Here is a 19920-nt window from a genome sequence, read left to right as displayed (position 1 = left end):
ACGACTTCTTATGCTAACACTTTCACAGCAAGACTTTACACGGCTGGTTCAGTTCGTGAAAAAAAATTATGGAATTGATCTTTCAAAAAAGATGCAGTTGATTATGGGACGGTTGTCAAACACCATCATATCCCTGGGATACACCTCCTTTACGGATTACATTGACCATGTCATCTCATCCAAGAATCCGGCTGACTTAGAAGTCATGCTAAACAAGCTTACAACGAATTATACCTATTTTATGAGGGAAGAAGCCCATTTTAAGCTCTTTCGGGATACGATACTCCCTTATCTGTTAAATACAAAGAAAAATAAGGTTTTAAGCATATGGAGCGCCGGCTGCTCTTCCGGTGAGGAGCCTTACACAATTTCAATGATCATCAAGGAGACCCTGGGGGCGCAGGCCGCCCTCTGGGACACCCGGGTTCTGGCCACTGACATTTCCCAGAATGCCTTAAAGGCTGCAAAGGAAGCGGTATACGATGAAGACTCCCTTAAAAACCTTTCTCCTGCCTGGAAGTCCAAATATTTTGTTAAAACCTCGGAACAGGGTATCTATTCCGTAGCACCTGCAATAAAATCAAACGTAATTTTCCAAACCTTCAATTTGATGGACCCCATTCACTTCCGGCTTAAATTTGACGTTATCTTTTGCAGAAACGTAATGATTTATTTTGACCAGAGCACCAAAGATGCGCTGATCCAGCGTTTCTATGATGCAACTGCACCGGGAGGCTATCTTCTCATTGGACATTCAGAAACGATTAATAAGGAGAAAACACCTTATAAGTACTTAATGCCCGCAACATACCGAAAAGAATAATCTGTGTAATATAAAATCTATTTGCCGGTGTTTTCTCTTCCGCAAATGGATTTTATATTACACAGATTTATAATTAAATATCAGGAATATGTAAAACTCTTTACATCTGCCTGTATGCGCTTTTATTATCCGCATAGAATGGAGTAGATTATGAACGAAAAAATCCGAGTTTTTGTAGTAGATGATTCCCTGCTGTTTCGCAAGGTGCTGATCGATAACCTATCTCAGAATCCTCATATTGAAGTTGTTGGATATGCCATTGACGCCTTTGATGCAGAACGAAAAATACCGGCGTTAAAACCTGACGTTGTCACGGTGGATGTGGAAATGCCCCGGTTAAACGGCATTGACTTTGTAAAAAAACTTTTGCCGAAACATCCGGTTCCTGTCATCCTGGTATCATCCCTTAATTTAAATGTATTTGAGGCCCTTTCTGCCGGAGCCGTGGATTTTGTCAGAAAACCAGACATGTCAGCCAGCAACACTGCCAGTACTTTTATAAACACGTTAATAAGCAAAATATTCATTGCTTCCCGGGCCAGGATCAGAGTTCCTGCCGCAGCTCCTTCTCCCATTGTTTCCCAGAAGCTTATGGGCACCCAAAGGCCATTCAGCCTCAATGCCTGCAATACGGTGATTGCCATAGGGGCTTCTACGGGCGGAACAGAGGCTACGCTTCAGGTCTTAAAGGATCTCCCCCCAGATACTCCCGGTATTGTGGTCACCCAGCATATGCCGGAAGGATTTACAAAAATGTATGCAGACCGTTTAAACCACTTATGCCAGATGAATGTAAAAGAGGCCCAAACCGGTGATGTGGTGGAAAGAGGCCAGGTGCTTATCGCCCCAGGAGACCTGCAGATGAAGGTCATCCGTACAGGTGGCCGCTACACCGTAAGCTGCTACTCCGGGGAAAAGGTCAGCGGACACCGTCCTTCTGTTGATGTGCTGTTTCAATCCGTAGCCGATGCGGCGGGCGCTTCCTCGGTAGGGATCATCATGACCGGTATGGGACGTGACGGAGCGGATGGGCTTCTCAAAATGAAGAAAAAAGGTGCCTTTACCATCGGTCAGGATGCGGAAAGCTGCGTTGTCTATGGAATGCCCATGGTGGCCTATAATATTGGAGCCGTTACCATTCAGACTGCCTGTTCCAATATTTCCAATGTACTGCTAAAGCATTTATATACGCTTTAATTTAAGAAATTACGCATTCCAAAGTTAATATTTCCTTCAAAGTGACGATATTATAAATGTAGCAAAGAAACAACTGTTTTTTCAGCTCTCAGAAAGGAGTAATTCCATGCGTATTTCATCGAACTTTTTCAATACGCTGTATAATACATCCATGATACGACAAAATCAGGATCAGACCGGGACCAATGCTTCGGAATCCGTAAAAAACAAATATGATGAAATCACCATACGTTCCACTTCTCTGGAGGCAATGGATTCCAAGTTTGCAGCCGAAATAAAAAATCTTCTCATGAAAGAAGTGAAGCAGCCCTCTTCCGGAGAAAAGCTGGACAGCTTAAAGCAAAGAATCGACGATGGAACTTACCAGGTAGATGCCAATAAGATTGCTGAAAAGATTCTTTTATACAAAGGAGCAGACTTCCATGAATGACTTTATTGCTGTGATCGAGGATTTGATCCAACTGTTTCAGGAACTGATTAACATTGAACAATCAAAGCTGGAGGCTGCGGCAAAAAACAGGATCACTCATGTGGAGGATTGTATGAATCAGGAACAGGCCGCCATTTTAAAGCTAAGAGGCCTTGATAAGAAACGGGAAACATGCCAGGAGCAGCTTGGCTACAAAAATGATACATTTCAGCAGATTCTTTCAAAAACATCAGGAGCGGAGCACAACCAGCTAAAAAAGCTTTTTGACTCACTCACATTTCAGGTACGCCAGTTTCAGGAGATAAACGAAAGCGCCCGCTCCATGATTGAAATAAATCTTCACATGATAAATAAGGAACTTAGCAATTCCCACAAGGTCATAACTGCAGATAACGCGAAATGGGAGGGACTATTATGACACGATCAACGTTCTCCGGTTTTACCATCGCCCAGCTAGCCATGAGTGCCAGCCAGCGTGCCCTTGATGTGACCGGACAGAATATAGCAAACATTAACACAGCAGGTTACACCAAGCAGCAGGTAGATCTTGTAAGCCTTAATTTAAGAGGCGGTGATGTGGTAAGCACCGGTCCCGCTTCAAAAATTGGTTATGGCGTTGAAATCACAGGAATCTCCCAGGTACGTGATCCTTTTCTAGATGTACAGTATCGGAACCAGATTGCCAAGGTAGGCACCGCCGATGCTCACCAGGGAACCCTGGATCAGTTGGCGGATATTTTTGACGAAACAGATAAGGAAGCTTTGAAGAAGGCTCTCAGCGATTTAAGCAGCAGCTTGGACAAGCTGTCCTCCAACGCAAATAACGGCGAATTTGACAGCATCGTGCGTTCCAGATGTCAGGTTCTCTTAAATTACATTCATCAAAAGTCCGCTGACTTAAGCAGTGTCCGGGAGGAAACCATCAGCGGCCTGGAAAACACAGATATCCCAACCGTAAACGGACTTCTTTCCGATCTCGGAGAATTAAATGATGCCATCTGGAAAAGCCAGGTTCTTGGTAATCCGGCTCTTGAGCTTCAGGATCAAAGGAATTTAAAGCTGGATGAACTGGCCTCCTATCTTCCCATCAGCGTTTCATACAAGGAAGTGGCCATATCCAGCGATTCAAGACTTAGTTACCCGGTAGTGAAATTCACCGGATCTGACGGAGCAATATACAATCTTACCGCAGGCGAACATGGAGAAAATTTTGCCTCCCTTTCCTTAGAACGGGACAAAGGCATAGACGGCAATTACAATGGAAGTGTTTCTATTTCCCTTATTCCTGCCAGTGATTTCCCTGCCGGCGCTAATGTCTCTTCTTTAAAAACAGATATCACCGGGTATCTCAAGGAAGGGTCTTTAAAGGGCCTGGTGGATGTGTTAAACAAGTCCGGAGAACTGGACAGTCCGGCAACTGATTACAGGGGAATCGGCTATTATGAAAAATCCTTTGATGCCTTTGTGCAGACCTTTGCCCAGACATTAAACAAGCTGAATACAAATACGTTCCCTTACACAGGAGCTACGGGGATTCCCACCAACGGTGTTGCCAAGGAATTGACCAGTACCGGTTCTGAAAAAGCAGAATACAGTTTAAGCTTTTTAAACTCCACGGGAAATTTCTTAAATAAGGAAAAAATAAGCATAAACGGCCAAACCTATACATTTGGGGACGGCACAGGCGGTACCATTGCCATCGGCTCCAATCTTGAAGGAAGTCTGGTGAATCTGGCTGCCCAGTTGGACACTGACGCTCCCAATATGACGGTAAACGGTTCTGCTACTCCAGGCACCTGGGCTTATCAGTCCGGTACAGGAAAGCTTACATGGACCAGCACTGCTCCTCTGACAGCAGGTACTGAAATTAACAGCACCAGCATAAAAGCAGGGAATGGCTTGGACTTCTCCCTTACTTATAAGGCAGATCCTCTCAACATTAAGAATTTTGATCTATTTAAAACCTCTGACGGCAGTAAGACCTTTACGGCAAACAATATTAAAATCTCTGACGACTGGATGAACAACACCATCCATATTATTTCCTCTCACGATGAAAATGCCGGTTCAACTGCCAATGACAACATTATCCGGATGATAAAATCTCTGACCGAGGAAAGGGATTTTAAATATGAATATACTTATAAGGATAAGAACGGCATACCTCAGACCGGATCTCTGACTTACTACAACGGTAATTTCTCCCAATGCTATTCCAACCTGGAGAATATACAGGGTATTGACAGTTCCGCCAATAAGGCGATTCTGACCAATCATGTATCTGTTCTTAAACAGACTGCCAACAGTAAGGATTCCGTATCCGGAGTTTCCTTAGATGAAGAGGGTATCAACCTCATGCAGTATCAAAGGTCCTATACGGCTGCCGCACGTCTTATGACCACTCTTGATGAAATACTGAACGTTTTGATCAACAATACAGGAATCGTCGGCAGATAGGAGGTAATAAAATGAGAATTACAACGAATGCGATATTAAGAGACTATAAGAGCAATCTTTCAACCACAATAGATAATTTGAATCTGTCCAGGACCCGTGTTATGACCCAGCGCAGTTTTAACAGCGTGGCAGAGGATCCTGGTTCAGCAGCCCGTGCCTCCCAGCTTCACCGTAAATATTATAAAATCCAGGATAACTTAAGTATGCTGACGGATATACAGTCCCGCCTGGACGGGCAGGAAGGCGCTCTTACCCAGGTATCCAACATCGTTAAGACAATCAGCGAGGATTACAATGTTCAGGCCATGAGCGGTGATAAGCAGACAAAGGAAACAAGACAGACCTTTGCTTCCGCTATCCGCCAATACCAGAAATCCATGGTTTTAAGCCTTAATGCTACATACGAGGACACCTTTTTATTCGCAGGGTCCGATGGAAAAAACGCTCCTTTTAATTTGTCTTCCGATAACAAAACCCTTACCTACCGGGGTATTGATGTAGATGCAGCTCAGAATACCTCTAATTACGCCAGCCTTACCAATCTGTCCAATGAAAAGCTCTACGTTGACCTGGGCATGGGACTGTCCCTTGATGAGGCTGACCAGGTAGTTCCTTCCAGCGCATTTAACATTTCCCTTCCAGGCATTAAAGCAATCGGATATGGGAAAGACAAGGATGGAATGAGCAACAATGCCATTGTTTTAGCCGGTCAATTGGCTGATGCATTAGAAGAAGAAAACTTTGATGCAGATGCTTTTGGAAAGCTTATGAATAAGTTTAAGAGTGTAAGCACAAACATAATGAACGGAATTACCGATTTAGGCGTCAAGTCAGAATTCCTGACTACAACAAAGGATCGATTAGAGAATGCCGATATTTCCTTGCAGGAGCAGATGGAAAAGGTGGAGGGAATTGACCCTGCGGCTGCAATTACCGATTATATGTGGAATCAGTACGCCTACAATGCAGCCTTAAAAGTTGGAACCAGTATCTTGTCACCATCTTTTATTGATTTTATGCGTTAAGCATGATTGGAGGTGTCTCATATGGAACCATTGCTTCGAATAACGACCATACCGCTTAAATATGAACTAAAGATTCAAAAAGCCAGGCTGGAATACAAACGTTCAACAGCCGAACTCCAGATGAACAGGGAAAAAGGGGATAGATCTATAGAAAGCCAGCCCATTAAAGTGTTCATCGATACTTACAATGCGCGTAATTCTGTTTGTCCAACCACTATGGAAAGCGTTCGCCAATCAGCTTCTTACGGAAAGGCTGCCGCGTCGGAAGCTACCGCAAACTATGCAGAGGAGGGAGCGCTTTTGTTAGATCCCAGAATTTCAAACCCACTTGACCAGATTATCAGCCAGCGCGCTCAAATGCCCACAGGAGAATTTGGTTTACAATTTCTTCCCACTACAGGCCCTGACATTCAGTGGTCCGATCCTGATTTAAATATCAAATATCAAATGGATAAGTTAAGCTTTGATTTAAAAGTTGCAAATGGGGATTTTGAATTTATTCCAGGCAAGGTGGAGCTGTCAATCACTCAAATGCCTGATGTACAAATCGAATATATCGGCAAGCCGATCTATGTTCCCCCCAGCGCCGCTGACTTTTTCAACCACACTCCGGTAGATGTGCTTGCTTAATCCTATACTCTGGGAGGTACCCATGGAAATCCAAACACAATATTTTGACACTATTTCCTGTTCTGAAAATGAATTGATACACTTTTCTGATGGATTATTTGGTTTTACCCATTTGAAGAATTATGTTCCCCTAGCCTTTCAGGATAACAGTGATGCGTTGATCTGCCTTCAATCTGTAGAGGATTTTAGCGTTTCATTTATCCTCATGAATCCATTCCAGCTATATGCTGATTATGCTCCTGTATTATCCGAGGAAGACAGAAAACTTTTAAATGTATCTCAAGAGGACGACGGAATTTCTTACTACGTGATATGCGTGATCCATGATTCCATGGATCACAGCACTGTGAACTTAAAATGTCCCATTGCTGTAAATATTGAAAATCGTGAAGCCAGACAGGTAATCCTGGATAATCCACTATATCAATTTCGACATCTGATTAAAGATTTCGTAAAAAAGGAGGATTAGGATGCTTATACTTCAAAGAAAAAAAGAGCAGTCGCTCACCATTGGAGACAATATCAGCATAACCGTTCTGGAGATTGGAAATGACTGGGTAAAGCTGGCCATTGACGCGCCAAGAGATGTATCCATTTTGCGCACAGAGTTAATTGAAGCGGCCTCTGCAAATCAGGAAGCAGCCTCCATTTCTCTGAGCGCCGGCTCAATATCCAAAATCAAAGATTTGATCAATGAACGTAAAAACAGCGGAGATACCTGATTCACTTCGGTATTTCCGCTGTTTTTTCTTTCGCCTGTTCCTGATCCCCTGCTTCCAATGGCTGATCAGCCACATGTTCCCTATCTTTTTTCTGCTTATTTAATCTTTTATTTTTTATCCAGACATCAATCCTTTTTAAAAAAGGAAACATCACAACAAGCCTTAAGAGTATCTTTTCTTTTGCCCCATGGAAAACGGATCTTATGGAATACCGCCCAAGGCGCATAAGCCAGAAAAGAGGCAGGAGAACCCCCATATTTCCCAGAGCCGGATAAATGGTTTCCATATATCTTCTGTCAGGAAACAGCCATTTAATTATTTTTCTGAACTTTTCCGCTCTCCTGTCTCTGGCATAGCAGTCTGCAACTGTTTTAATCAGAGGAAGAAATTGGGAGCTGATCTCCCTTCCCTCCGATCCCTTGGTCAGGATATAAGACTCCATGGCATCATAGATCTCTGTATTCTCGATCCCCGCCCCGGTACCAAACCAGCGGAGTATAAGATATTCCAGTTTTTCTGCAAAATCTGCAATTTTAAGCTTTTTTAACTTTTCATAGATATATGGCCAGGAAAAAACTTCTCCATATTTTTTGTAAAACACCCAAAAGTCCATGATCTGGTTCATGCTGATCTCTCCCCTGGCATAGCAGTCAGTCAGCCTGCACATGAGAAAGAGATATTGGTTATCAGGAGTCATATCACGTACATACTTATACCCTTTTCTATTAGGTAAAGCGGTCAGCAGGCTTTTAAAATATTTTCTCATGGGTTTGCTGAAAAACATGTTGTGGGTGTAATATAAAATCCTGATTCCAGGTACCCGGTAATACAAATGTCCCCGCTCCTCTGTATGGCGTTCCTCATAATCCGCCCTTTCCAGAATGTCTCCAATTGACCGCCCATATTTTTTATCCGTACCAATCTCAATAAATTCCCTGCAGCACATCTCCTCAATGGGATAGTATTTGACAGTATCAGAATACCTTAAAACAAAGCAATTGACCTTATTTCGTTCCAAAAGGGCCAGCATCTGTTTTTCTCCTGCCCTCAACCGGTCAGTTCGATGAACTGCTTCCAGGTATTTGTCAAAGAAACGCTGACGTATGGCCTGAGGGATATTCTCCTCCAGTCCCATGATTCCATAATAAACGGCATGAGCCACATTATGATAATCAGCCAGCCGGAACATCTTATCCCAATCCGGAGGGCGCAGCGGCTCCGGAGAGGGCTTTTGGTTCAATATCGCCGACAGTAATAATATTAAATACCGCTCTTCATATCCTTTACTCATTCATTTTCCATCCTCAATCAACCGGTCATTTCTTGCCGCCGGCAATTTAATATCTAATTAACTGTTATGCGAGACAATGAATCCAAATGATTCTTTTAATTGCCGCAGCTTTTTCCTTTTAAATATTTCCAGTTTTATATACCGGTTTTTTTATAATAATCTTAACTTTACCGGATATCCGTTCGATAACTATTGTAGACATGAAACTAATATCTTTACCATAGAAAAGGTGAATTAAGTGACCAGATTCTATTCTATCCTATTTAAAACTATATTCTTAGCCGCTGTTCCATTTGCCACGTTTTTTTCATTTAACGGCCAAATCAGCGGGGAAGCTGCGGCTGTTTCTCATGTACCCCCAGAGATAAGCTCCCAGCCTGCGGCGGCCGAAATTCCCCAGGAAGGAAAATACGATGTCATGCTTGACAGTGCATCCGGTCCTCTTACTTATTATAATCAAGGGGATGCCAGATGGGGTAACTTTCTTTATGGAGGAAAAGACCCTCTTTCCACCTATGGCTGCGGCCCTACGGTCATGGCTATGCTGATCACCAGTTTTACAGGCAATCAAGTGCTTCCCTCTGACGTGGCCGCCTGGGCCGCTCAGAATAACGGCTGGTGCCCCAGTCAAGGTTCCTACCACAGATTAATCACTGACAGCGCTTCCGCCTATGGGCTGAAAGCCGTACCGCTGAAAGATTATACCGTTCAGGGGCTTGAAAATTCCCTGGATTCCGGGCATCTGGTTGTTGCCCTTATGAAAAAAGGCCATTTTACCCAGCAGGGGCATTTTATCATTATCACCCGCTCCATGGGAGAGGGTAAGTTCCGGATCGCTGACCCTAACAACTACGATAATACAAAATTTGACTGGGATTCCTCTTTGATTTTCCAAGAATTAAACTACCGTTCAGGAAGCGGAGGACCTTTATGGACAATCGGCCTCCCGGATCCCGTTCATTAAGGTTTGTAGTAGGAGTCTTTTCCGGCCAGGCGGGTACTTATATGGCGGTCCATCTCAATGACCCGTTTCCGCACGAACTGGAAATTTTTTCCTCTTTCCACAAGCTTCTCAGCCACAGGGCTGACAGGCTTGTGGTCATCATTTCCTCTTGACCAATCCCTGACCTGGGCTGCTTCCATAGGAGGCAGGACTGATACAAGACAGTTCATATTCCTTTCATGGATATCCGCCTTATCCATTACTTCCTGTCGCATTCCCAGAAGGAGCTGCACGGAAGTCCGGTCATTTCGGGACAGGGATTCCCCAATTTCCTGAGTAATGCGCTCTATTTCTACAATACATTGATATTTATTCTGCATTTCTTTTAGAATCTCAATCAGCATCGAATCGTCCATGTTATCCCCCAATCCACATACTTAAATAATAAAACGGCCGGAGAGGAATGCTTCCTCCCCTCCAGGCCGGCGTTTCTAGCTGTTTAATCGCTGCGCTTCCTTAAATGCTTCACGCAGATCAATAATCAAGGGCCTGACCTCTTCTATCACATCTGAATTTCTTCCAGCCCTTATCCGGCTAAACTCATACAGAAAAAAATCATACATCCGTCTCAGTTCAGCACTGATTTCATAATTATAATTCAAAGTATCCTTTAAATAAGTGACGATATCCACCGCCCGCTGAACAGACTGCTCGAAAAGCTCATAATCTTCTTTCTCTAATGCAAGCTCTGCCCGAGTCAGCCGTTTAAGCAATTCATCATAAAGAAGATTGAGCATTTCCCCGGGAGTCATTGTATTCACTGTCTGTTCTTTATAATGCTGGTATCCGTATGAAGCCATGATCTACACCGCCATTTCTTATGAGCCGAATGAGCTCAGCCAACCGCTTTGGGAATTCATTTGTGAAATCAATGATTCCAAAGTAGTGAACTGCTTCACATACCGGTCTGTCTCTGTTTTTAACTGCCCCTGCAAGCGGTCTATGTAATCGTCAATGCTGTTCATAGTCTTTTGAAGGTAATTGGACAGGATGCTGGTAGGCGAGTAAATGGAACCGGCCCTTTCAATTAATATACCCTTGGTAACGCCTGTAATGGACGCATATTTTTCAGTTATTGAAGTGATACGAGCCATAACTCCGCCCTTTTCTCCTGTTGTGGAATCCGCAGTCTTGGTAAATAACTTTTGCAGATCTCCTGCATTGGATTCAAGAGCTGCCCGGAACTTTGTTTCATCAAATACCAGCTTACCGTTATCGCCATAGTTGGAGCTTGTCGAAATTCCGAAAGACTCCAGCATGGCCTTATCTTCAGAACCGCTGTCAAAAATAAAACGCATGCTGTCAGCAAGGCCTCTTAAGTCAGTATCATTGAAAAGCATTCCTGCCTTTGCCTTTTCTTCCCATTTCTTAATCTGGTCTTCCGTCAATTCCTCTTTCTGTTCATCTGTCAGAGGCTCATAGCTTCTGTTTGGTTTTGTAGTAACCTCATCATTTACTAATTTGACGATCTCATTATAGTCTTTGATCATATCGGTTATGGCGGATACGATCTTGTCAGAATCGGTTTTGGCATTGAATGTGACAGAATTCGAGGTATCCATGGAATAAAAGCCACCGGAGGCATTTACATATGTGCCATCCGTTGTCTTCACATACTCTCCGGCTGGATCAGCCACTCCGGTATCCGTATAACGCACAGCGGTATCCTCCACCTTAAAATATTTTCCGTCCCCATCCTTTACATATTTTCCGTTAGTATCATCCTTTACATAATTATATCCAAAGGTACCGTTAACAGTAACATTCAATCCATCAAGATTAAAGGAATTACTGCCCCGCACCAGATCAACAACATCATCAGAGCCTGCATATTTCACCCCGATAACCGCATCCTGGCCCTTGGTAACCGTATAATTTACATCCTTTTGACCAAACAGAAGCCCCTCATCGCCGCTGCCGCTGAAATCTATTTTTCCAGCGGCTCCGCCTGCTGTGGATACAATGGAAAATTTGTCCGAATTCATCATATAGCTCATGGTAACACCTGCATCAGAGGCATTTACCTTGCCGATCACATCATTCAGAGTGCTGTTGTAGGAAAGACCTTCAATTTTAACGTCATTGACCGTAAGCTTCAGCTCTCTTTTGTCCACATAATCTTTCATAGCATCCTTTAAGTCACTGACCTTTGTATTATCATCTGTCTTAAAATGATCGATGGCCTCATAAACGCTGCTTAAGACTGTATCCGATAACTGGGAATAATTCGATGAAATCAACTGTTTTAAATCAGAAACCTTAGTATCAGCCGTAACCTTACTTCCCAGTTTTCCGATCAGTTCCATTGCCTTTACTGATCCTGAAAAATAAGTGGTTTCATAGTCCACGCCATAAGCGGTTTTAAAGTCAGCTAGTTTTTGCTCAATTCCGTCTGCAATTCCCGCTAATCCGGATTGGGCAAGAGTTGAGGAAAGATTTACACGGTTTGACTCCCCATACTCCACCTTTAACGCTCCCGTCTTGCCGATCACTCCTGTGTCAGCGGAGGAAATTGCCAATATGGAAGAATTATCCACGGTATTGGTAGCAGGATTCATGGTTTCAAATTTCAACTGATAACCGCCGTTCTTGGTATCCTCCTGAACCCCCACCTTAATTCTGCCTGATCCAAACGCCTTACCCAGCTTTGTTTCTAAATCGGCTGCAATAGACTCTAAGGAAGTTTTATCATTGCCGCCGATCATCCCCTGAAGCCCTTCGGCACTGTCAAATTGTATGGATTTTGTAGTACCATTGTAAGTAAAGCTGATGTTCTTTCCGCCTACCCGGTCTGCAAAAGACTTTGACTCAAAAAAGGTCTGAGTCCTTCCTGCCAGCTCTGTCGATAAGCCTGAGGAAGTAATGTTCTTGTCATCATCAGACAGGCTGTCAATATCCTCGATGCCAAGAGCTTTAAGCGCTGCTTTGCTTCCTCCTGCGATCTGAATTGTATTTCCGGCGTTATCGGTTGATTGAAAATCCAGCTTAAAAACAGTACCTGACGGATCCCCTGGATTGGAAGGATCAGCCTTCACCTTAATCACATCTGCCAGTGTCTTTCCATCTCCGATGGAAACATTCTTAAGGGCCTTGGTAATGGATTCCTGCGCCTTTGCTCCATTGGAATAATCGTAGGTGAAGCCATCCTTTGTAGTACCGCTGCTTAATGAAACCCCATAGGTCTTTGTGCCATATTTGAAATAAATGCTCTGCCCCTCCAGGGTGCTGACATCCTCTGTTCCCAAATTAATGCTTCCGGTTGTGAGCGACTGGTCGGACACAGTTCCGATGGATGACATGCTGGCATCCTTTGCTAACTGCTTCACGCCCACAATGGACATGGAATCCGCAAGGGACGAGCTTCCTGATACGCTGATATACTTGCTGTATTCCCCGATTGCCGTAATGTTGCTTTTTGCCCAAAAGCTGGGGCTGGAAATATTGGTTGACTGATTGACATAAGATGTATACTTTTGTGAGAATTCCACAAGCTTAGAGCTGACGGAGCGATAGGCCTCCTGTTTCCATAAATAAGTCTGTGCTTGCTTCTGCTGTTTTGCAATCTTAGCCCTTGTGGCAGAGGTCATTCCCTGGATCAGGCTGTCCCTGTCCAGACCGCTGACAAGACCGCCGTAGCCCCTGATAGAAGAAACGCTGCTGACACTGCTTGATATCGATGCCATATAGAACTCCTTTCTAATTATGTACACAAACCAAATTTCGTCAAAAATCGGTTTTTTTCTTGTTTTCGCTATACTTATTTATCGACATATTGTATACTTAAGATAATAGTATTATCTCAATTTATGAATGGAGGAAACGAAGTTGTCAACTGTAATTGCTATTACAAATCAAAAAGGCGGCGTAGGCAAAACAACCACTTCCTGCTCTCTTGCCTGCGGTCTGGCCATGGAACATAAAAGAGTTTTGGCAGTGGATTTAGACCCCCAGGGTAATTTAGGCTTCAGTCTCGGCCTTGAAATCGAATCCTGTGCCACCATATATGAAGTCTTTAAAGGAACCGCCACCTTACAGGAGGCAATCCGGCCTTCAAAATACTGTGATGTGATATCTTCCAACATTCTTTTAAGCGGCGCTGAGCTGGAATTTACAGGGAAGCAGAGGGAATGCATGCTGAAGAACATCCTTTCAACCGTGGCCGGTTATTATGATTATATTATCATTGATACTCCTCCTGCCCTGAACATTCTGACCGTTAATGCCTATGCAGCGGCAGACTATCTGATCATTCCCATGGTTCCGGAAATTCTAAGCCTGTTAGGGGTTTCCCAGATCAAAGAGACGCTCAATACGGTCCGCTCCTCTGTGAATCCGGATCTGGTTGTCCTGGGAATCCTGCTTAACAAATATAACCCCAGAACACTTCTTTCCAGAGAAGTTAAAGAAATGGCCCAAAACATTGCAGTCCAGATCGGTACCGCTGTGTTTAACACCCATATCCGGTCCAGTGTCTCCGTTGCGGAAGCACCTGCTCAGGGAGAAAGCCTTCTGGATTATGCCCCCCGCTCCAATCCTGCCTTAGACTATAAAGCACTGGTTGCAGAAGTATTAGAACGGATTAAACAGCGCAGGAATTAATAACCTTGAGAGGAGCATAAGCAATGGCACGAAAAAGCAGTAAAACAGCCCACGTCATGAACCTGTTGGCCGGCGATGATTCCGAATCCTCGAAATCAGAAGCAGCAAAGGAGAATGTTGCGGCCAGCCTCACACCGGAGCAGGGCGGAACCATCAAAGAGCTGACAGTTTTGGCCCAGCAGGCCTCCATCCAAACACAGGATGGACCATTAACCCCCTCCCCCATATCCATTATCGATATGTCATCCTCAGCACCGGATCCTGTTGCAGAATTAATCAAGCAGCGCCTGGAGGAAGAGGAATACGGGGAGGAAGATCTCAAAGAGGAAGGTCCCCAAATGGAAGATTCTTCTGCACAGGAAACACAGTCCATGAAAGAAATGCCTTCTGAGCAGGTTCCCATATCTGAAATTCCTGAGTCCAAACCCTTAGACTATGAGTATTTAAATGTCATGGAATATGTGGTGAAAAACAGAGTAAAAGATTACATGGAGAAATTCGATGTATGCGTATGCGGCCGGTGCATTGCCGATGTAACAGCGCTGGCACTGACCAACCTTCCGCCTAAGTATATTGTTGTGGAACCCCCCTCTGCATCTCCGTTACTGAACTATTATTCCAACCGTTATTCCCAGTTAATTATTGTAGAGCTGACAAAAGCCTGCTCAATTGTAAAAGAAAACCCACACCATTAGGCGTGGGTTTTTTCCTCTTCATTCTGGGATACACTGCTTGTAAGACCACTCCATATCTCATTGACGGCTTCAACACAATCCATGTATGTCTGGGCCAGTTGGCCGGAAGGAATGCCTAATTGATCTGCCAAAACTCTTACACTCTTCCATTCCGCATTTTCATAGCTCAAAATGAGCTTGTAGAGGGTTCCGCAAATTCCCTCCTGCCTTATGAGCGCATCCTTGATTTCCTGAGCTACGGGCACCTCTTCCAGTATTTCCTCTAAAGGAGCATCGATCATATATTGAAGGGTAGAGAACATTCCCATCATATAGACCTCTGACCGGATAATGGGAAGGTCCTGCACGTGGTCGGAAAGAGCCATGGCATAATTAGCCCGCAGGAAAGACATCTTCATGGTGGCTTCCAGGGATTCGTTATTATCAAAGTCATTATTAAAGCTTAAGAGATATACCCACTGCTTTAACTGGCTGATCCCCATGGTCACCAACGCCTGGCGTATGGAGGATACTCTCCTGCGCAGGGCGAAATAAGCGGAATTGACAATCTTAAGAAGAGAATAACTTAAGGCAGCATCACGTTTTATGATTTCTTCTATCTGCTCGATATCAGGCTCATCCTTTGATACCTCAACAACCAGTTGGAAGAAGTTCCCTTCCAGAAACTCCATGCGGTTCACCTTTTTCGCCATTGCCTCTGCAACATAGCTTCCTTCCGCAAAGTCGGCTCCGATCTCCAGGGCCATTTCATACTCTTCCTTTGTGTTGACTCCGGTTGCAATGCACTTCTTATCAAAGCCTTTCATGGTATTGACAAGATTGGTCAGGGAAGTACGGTCTTTTACGCTATTTTTATTTCTAACATCAATCTTTATGTAAGTGACATAATCCAGCATGGAAAAATATTTGGGAGAAAACTGAAAATCGTTAATGGCAAAGACATAGCCTTCTGCCCGGTATTTCCTGATTATAGTGGGTGACAGGGGATGGATCATCACATGGTCTTCAATTTGAATTACCATTTTCTCTCTGTCAAAAATCTTTGGTGTGTTCCGAAATAGTAAAGAAGGAGTAAATGTTACAAAGGTGAGCTTATCACGAAAAATACTTTCCGTATTTTGCATCAGAAAACCCGCAATAGTATCAGCCGCTGCTACATCGGAGCTGCTGTAAAGTGAGTCATAATCTTTCTGAAACAATATCTCATAGCCGATAATCCTGTCCTCCTTCAGTGCCTTAATGGGCTGCCGGGTGACATACTTATCCATTCTTTTCCCTCCTCTGAAGCAAATGATCGATCACTTCAACCAAATGGCCGATCTCCGGTTTGCTTAACTGTTCGTCAGCTCCTAACTGCTTTCCTTTGATCATTAATTCCTCGTTGATCATGGAAGAGAAAATAACCAGAGGAATATGCTTTAAATTCTTATCTTCTTTCACCAGCTTTGTCAGGCGGTGCCCATCCATTTCCGGCATCTCAATATCCGTAATGATCAGACCTACCTTTTTATTCAAATCCGAATCAAACCGGACTTTAAGCAGATAATCCCAGGCCTCCTGGCCGTTATTTCTAAAGGTCAGATTGTCATAACCGGCTTTCTTTAAGGCTGCTTCTATCATCTTTGTCAGAAGGATGGAATCCTCTGCAATGAGGATGGGGTAATCCATTCTCTCTCTTTGTCCCAGTCTGTTGATTTCATCTAACTGGATCCCTGTTTCCGGCGCAATGTCCGCTACGATCTTTTCAAAGTCCAGAATGGTAACCAGATCAGAACCGCACTGAGCAATGCCTGTTGCCACGCCTTCCTCTCCACGGCTTATGGTATCATCCGGTTTCTGTATATTCTTCCATGAGATACGGCTGATTCCAACGACGCTGTGAACCCGGAACGCAATGTGCAGCTTGTTAAAGTTGGTGATAATGAACAGGTCCTTGCTCTGTTTTTCTGTTGCACTCCCGGTCAGATACTTAGGAAGGTCGATTACAGTGAGAAGAATGTCTCTCGGCTTAAAGATACCTTCCACAGAAGGATGGGCATGAGGGATGGGCTTCACCTTATCTGACATCATTATTTCACGTACTTTGGCAACATTAATTCCATACAATTCACCGTAAATGGTAAATTCCATTATTTCAATCTCATTGGTTCCTGATTCTAATAAAATATCTGTTTCTGCCATAGCTCTTCTCCTTTATCCCAATATAATCCAGCAAAAACATCTGCCTAATAAAATATCGGCATACTTCTGCCGGTTCATAATGTTTACAAAACAATTTCCGCTCTGCCGTAAGTCCGAATTTTTACCTGCCCGGTGTTCACATCAAAGGTCATGGTCCGTGCATAATTTTCTCCCACGTCCGCGGCAGCAAGGCGGACCCCCTCTGAATGAAGAATCTGTTTCACGCTGATAATGTTACGGGCACCGATATTTCCAAGGGTGCTGTTACCCTGCAATTCGAACATTTTGGCCCCCCCGGCGATTTTAGCGATCAGTCTGGGTTTCCTGGCTCCCATTATCTCAATCTTTCGAAACGTTTCCGCAAGCCCTGTATCCGCATACTTAAATATATTGCCGTCTCCCAATCCAAATACCTCAGGAAGCATAATATGCACAAGAGCCCCCAGCTTGATCATAGGATCATACAAACTGATTCCAATACAGGAACCAAGTGCATAAGTAATCAGAATCCCCTCTTGCCTGGCAAACTTCATGTCTGCAATTCCAACCGTTAATTGTTTATCCATTAGCTATCCCCAGTTTTTCCATTAAAAAGTTCAATGATTGTATATCCGGCATCATCAGAAGATCGCTATGAAGCACTTTCCCCCCTATTACAAATTGCCCGCTGATCATCATCATTTTATCTGTCTGATAGCCAAATTCCACCATTGGAACGCTTAAGATTCCGCCCAGCATATTTACAGCTATATCCGGAACCGACAAATTAATGGTAACATCGCTTAGGGATGACATTGCATTTACATAAGAGGAGATGATGATATTTCCGATCTCCTCCAATGCTGAGGTTTCCAAAACATTCAACTGGTAATAATCTTCAATATTCTGCTGCATGACGCTGGTCAGGACCTCATTGATAAAATCCAGCTTCAGGATAAACAGCATCAGGCCATTGATCTCTCCAGTCATCTTGACCAGAATAGCAGCTACAATTTCTTCCGGATCTCCCAGATACTTAATGGCTTCGTTATAGCCCAGAATCTTCACATCCGGAAGTGTCATACGAACGGTTTTTCCTAACATGGAGGACAGCGCAGTGGCCGAATTTCCTGTACCTATACTTCCGATTTCCCTGATGAGATCCAGGCCCAAACTATTCATTTCATCGTAACGCGTTATTTTCATGATATCGCCCTCTTTCCTCACTACTTATGGTTTTTACCGCAGAGAATTTATTGTCGACTCAACCTCATCGGAAGTCTGCACCATCTTAAGCGCATAGGAATAGGCTCTCTGCGCCTCAATCATTCTGGTCATTTCCTGGGCAAAATCCACTCCTGACTCCTCTAAGGCACCCTTTACCACCTTGGCTTTTTCAAGCAGAATCGGTTCCCCGTTTTTTGCGGTTACGGAAAAAACATTATCTCCCTGGCTCTCAATGCCATCCCTTCTTGCAAAGGTATACACTCCGATTGCCCGGGGATCATGCTCTCCCTCCTCCACTTCTGTTTCTTCCTCTTCTGTTTCAGCCTCATTTCCCGGATATGTAGAGGGTTTTACGTCATAGGAAATCTCTTCCTGGTCCATATTGAGAACTCTTTTGTTGTCTGAATTCACGAGATAGAACTTGTCTTCCATTTGTGACAACTGAAAGCGTCCGTCACGGGAATAGGAAACTTCGTTGGTAACCGGATCCTTTAACATGAAAAAGCCTTCTCCTGCAATGGCATAATCATGGTCAAGGCCGGTTTCCTTATAAGACATGACCGAAAAATCCGTCTTTGCCTGGTCAACCTTTGTTCCGCTTCCGGATTTCGCTCCGTTATTTCCCTGAGTGTTTCTCATTTCAGCATGCACCAGATCCGAAAAAACACTGTACTGGGCTTTAAAGCCTACGGTATTCACATTTGCCACATTATTAGAAACGACACTGAGCTTTGTCTGCTGGCCCATAGCGCCCAAAGCGCCTACGTAAAATGACTGTTCCATCGATCTACCTCCCTTATACTCTGCCTATGTCGCTGACAATCCTGCCCATAAGCTGATCATACATTTTGAGCACCTGTGCAGCACTTTGAGAAGCTCTTTGGCTGCTCATCATGGAGGTCATCTCATCAATGGGATCGATATTGGAACGTTCGATGGTTTTCCATTGGATTCCCCCATTTACTGCAGTCGCTTCCGCCGTGGTTGTATATGTGCCGTTATCATCCTTAACAAGCTGGGTGTAATCTGCAAAGTCTGCTACCCCGATCTTTCCTAAAAGCGTTGGTTCCGTCTCTTCTGAATCCCCGCCGTCTTCGTCGGTTCCCAGCCCCTTTAAGGACACTTCGTAAATATTGCCTAATTTGTCAACAGTAATGTGGTCTGATGGAAGCGCGATGGGATTTCCGTCTTCTCCCAATACCCTGCCCTGAGAAGATAAGCAGAGATATCCCTCATCATCCAGGCGGAAGGAACCATTTCTCGTATAGAGCCGGTTCCCGTTTGTATCCTCAATGGTAAAAAATCCAGGCTTTGTAAGGGCAAAGTCCAGGTTCCCCCCGGTTTCCTCCAGAGCTCCCTGGTCATAAGACGTTTTTGCGGTTCTGGCGGCACGAATCATGGATACCGATCCGATCTCCACAGAATTGCTTTTATTCCGGTTGCCATTTCTGTAGAGCATCTCATCCTTAAATGTGGTGCTGACCAGCTTGTCCGACTTATAGCCCGGAGTGCTGACATTGACCATATTGTTGCTTATGACATTTAAATTCCGATTCTGGTACAGCATTCCTGATGCCAGATTATAAAATCCATGAAACATAACGTTTTGCCCCTTTCCTATTTAGCTGCCCGTGCACTTTGGGCGTAAAGGTATACCTGTA

Annotated in this window: 22 protein-coding genes; 12 read left to right on the top strand and 10 right to left on the bottom strand. The window is 44.0% G+C overall.

The genetic code is table 11. The annotated features are described in order from the left end of the window. The first annotated feature begins 10 nt into the window (after positions 1 to 10). The 9 genes from ACYVD3_RS13130 (at position 11) to ACYVD3_RS13090 (ending at position 7284) form a co-directional block, all read left to right on the top strand. Positions 11 to 823, top strand: coding sequence for a CheR family methyltransferase (locus ACYVD3_RS13130; RefSeq protein ID WP_460642974.1), 813 nt, complete (start codon positions 11 to 13; stop codon positions 821 to 823). A 150-nt stretch (positions 824 to 973) separates the two neighbouring features. Then, positions 974 to 2020 carry a protein-glutamate methylesterase/protein-glutamine glutaminase gene (locus ACYVD3_RS13125; RefSeq protein WP_460642973.1) on the top strand — a complete coding sequence of 349 codons (1047 nt, stop codon included), beginning with the start codon at positions 974 to 976 and terminating at the stop codon, positions 2018 to 2020. Positions 2021 to 2126: 106 nt separating this feature from the next. After that, entirely contained in the window at positions 2127 to 2450 is a 324-nt protein-coding gene (locus tag ACYVD3_RS13120) for a flagellar biosynthesis anti-sigma factor FlgM (RefSeq protein WP_460642972.1), read from the top strand. Beyond that, positions 2443 to 2868, top strand: a complete 426-nt coding sequence (locus ACYVD3_RS13115) for a flagellar protein FlgN (protein WP_460642971.1) — start codon at positions 2443 to 2445, stop codon at positions 2866 to 2868. Before ACYVD3_RS13120 ends, ACYVD3_RS13115 begins: the two co-directional genes overlap by 8 nt. Beyond that, on the top strand, positions 2865 to 4907 hold the full coding sequence (locus ACYVD3_RS13110) for a flagellar hook-associated protein FlgK (RefSeq protein ID WP_460642970.1): 2043 nt from the start codon (positions 2865 to 2867) through the stop codon (positions 4905 to 4907). The genes ACYVD3_RS13115 and ACYVD3_RS13110 overlap by 4 nt, the downstream gene beginning before the upstream one ends. An 11-nt stretch (positions 4908 to 4918) precedes the next feature. Then, entirely contained in the window at positions 4919 to 5932 is a 1014-nt protein-coding gene (locus ACYVD3_RS13105; RefSeq protein ID WP_460642969.1) for a flagellin N-terminal helical domain-containing protein, read from the top strand. 21 nt (positions 5933 to 5953) lie between these two features. Then, a complete protein-coding gene (locus ACYVD3_RS13100) occupies positions 5954 to 6562 on the top strand; it encodes a DUF6470 family protein (protein ID WP_460642968.1) in 609 nt (202 codons plus the stop codon). 22 nt (positions 6563 to 6584) lie between these two features. Beyond that, positions 6585 to 7031, top strand: coding sequence for a flagellar assembly protein FliW (gene fliW / locus ACYVD3_RS13095; protein WP_460642967.1), 447 nt, complete (start codon positions 6585 to 6587; stop codon positions 7029 to 7031). A 1-nt stretch (position 7032) separates the two neighbouring features. Next, the gene (locus ACYVD3_RS13090) at positions 7033 to 7284 is read left to right on the top strand and encodes a carbon storage regulator (RefSeq protein WP_460642966.1); all 252 of its coding nucleotides are present in this window, start codon (positions 7033 to 7035) and stop codon (positions 7282 to 7284) included. Between the two features lies 1 nt (position 7285). Here the strand turns inward: ACYVD3_RS13090 and ACYVD3_RS13085 are convergent, their stop codons facing one another. Beyond that, on the bottom strand, positions 7286 to 8575 hold the full coding sequence (locus ACYVD3_RS13085; RefSeq protein ID WP_460642965.1) for a nucleotidyltransferase domain-containing protein: 1290 nt from the start codon (positions 8573 to 8575) through the stop codon (positions 7286 to 7288). 238 nt (positions 8576 to 8813) lie between these two features. On the opposite strand from ACYVD3_RS13085, the gene ACYVD3_RS13080 reads away from it, so the two are divergent. Beyond that, positions 8814 to 9539, top strand: a complete 726-nt coding sequence (locus ACYVD3_RS13080) for a C39 family peptidase (protein ID WP_460642964.1) — start codon at positions 8814 to 8816, stop codon at positions 9537 to 9539. Here ACYVD3_RS13080 and ACYVD3_RS13075 read toward each other — a convergent pair. The 3 genes from ACYVD3_RS13075 to fliD form a co-directional block, all read right to left on the bottom strand. Further along, complete coding sequence (locus ACYVD3_RS13075; RefSeq protein ID WP_460642963.1) at positions 9536 to 9934, bottom strand: hypothetical protein; 399 nt, start codon at positions 9932 to 9934, stop codon at positions 9536 to 9538. The genes ACYVD3_RS13080 and ACYVD3_RS13075 overlap by 4 nt on opposite strands. Positions 9935 to 10009: 75 nt before the next feature. After that, the gene (gene fliS, locus ACYVD3_RS13070) at positions 10010 to 10378 is read right to left on the bottom strand and encodes a flagellar export chaperone FliS (RefSeq protein WP_460642962.1); all 369 of its coding nucleotides are present in this window, start codon (positions 10376 to 10378) and stop codon (positions 10010 to 10012) included. An 18-nt stretch (positions 10379 to 10396) separates the two neighbouring features. Beyond that, the gene (gene fliD, locus ACYVD3_RS13065; protein WP_460642961.1) at positions 10397 to 13261 is read right to left on the bottom strand and encodes a flagellar filament capping protein FliD; all 2865 of its coding nucleotides are present in this window, start codon (positions 13259 to 13261) and stop codon (positions 10397 to 10399) included. A 142-nt stretch (positions 13262 to 13403) separates the two neighbouring features. On the opposite strand from fliD, the gene ACYVD3_RS13060 reads away from it, so the two are divergent. Both ACYVD3_RS13060 and ACYVD3_RS13055 read left to right on the top strand, forming a co-directional pair. Then, positions 13404 to 14177 carry a ParA family protein gene (locus ACYVD3_RS13060; protein WP_460642960.1) on the top strand — a complete coding sequence of 258 codons (774 nt, stop codon included), beginning with the start codon at positions 13404 to 13406 and terminating at the stop codon, positions 14175 to 14177. Between the two features lie 23 nt (positions 14178 to 14200). Then, a complete protein-coding gene (locus ACYVD3_RS13055; protein ID WP_460642959.1) occupies positions 14201 to 14872 on the top strand; it encodes a late competence development ComFB family protein in 672 nt (223 codons plus the stop codon). Here the strand turns inward: ACYVD3_RS13055 and ACYVD3_RS13050 are convergent. The 6 genes from ACYVD3_RS13050 to ACYVD3_RS13025 all read right to left on the bottom strand — a co-directional run bounded on the left by ACYVD3_RS13050 (position 14869) and on the right by ACYVD3_RS13025 (position 19859). Beyond that, positions 14869 to 16140 (bottom strand): EAL and HDOD domain-containing protein, encoded by a 1272-nt coding sequence (locus ACYVD3_RS13050; protein WP_460642958.1) that lies wholly within the window; start codon positions 16138 to 16140, stop codon positions 14869 to 14871. The two genes, ACYVD3_RS13055 and ACYVD3_RS13050, sit on opposite strands and share 4 nt — an antisense overlap. Beyond that, positions 16133 to 17053, bottom strand: coding sequence for a chemotaxis protein CheW (locus ACYVD3_RS13045; protein ID WP_460642957.1), 921 nt, complete (start codon positions 17051 to 17053; stop codon positions 16133 to 16135). Before ACYVD3_RS13045 ends, ACYVD3_RS13050 begins: the two co-directional genes overlap by 8 nt. 83 nt (positions 17054 to 17136) lie before the next feature. Then, positions 17137 to 17619: a chemotaxis protein CheD gene (locus ACYVD3_RS13040; RefSeq protein WP_460642956.1), complete on the bottom strand. Its 483-nt coding sequence runs from the start codon at positions 17617 to 17619 to the stop codon at positions 17137 to 17139. Continuing rightward, positions 17612 to 18238: a chemotaxis protein CheC gene (locus ACYVD3_RS13035; RefSeq protein WP_460642955.1), complete on the bottom strand. Its 627-nt coding sequence runs from the start codon at positions 18236 to 18238 to the stop codon at positions 17612 to 17614. The genes ACYVD3_RS13040 and ACYVD3_RS13035 overlap by 8 nt, the downstream gene beginning before the upstream one ends. A gap of 33 nt (positions 18239 to 18271) precedes the next feature. After that, positions 18272 to 19042 carry a flagellar hook-basal body protein gene (locus tag ACYVD3_RS13030; RefSeq protein WP_460642954.1) on the bottom strand — a complete coding sequence of 257 codons (771 nt, stop codon included), beginning with the start codon at positions 19040 to 19042 and terminating at the stop codon, positions 18272 to 18274. Between the two features lie 13 nt (positions 19043 to 19055). Continuing rightward, the gene (locus tag ACYVD3_RS13025; protein ID WP_460642953.1) at positions 19056 to 19859 is read right to left on the bottom strand and encodes a flagellar hook-basal body protein; all 804 of its coding nucleotides are present in this window, start codon (positions 19857 to 19859) and stop codon (positions 19056 to 19058) included. Positions 19860 to 19920: the final 61 nt, after the last annotated feature.

The sequence above is a fragment of the Lacrimispora brassicae genome, assembly GCF_054772055.1.
This window is presented reverse-complemented; position numbering and strand designations above follow the sequence as displayed.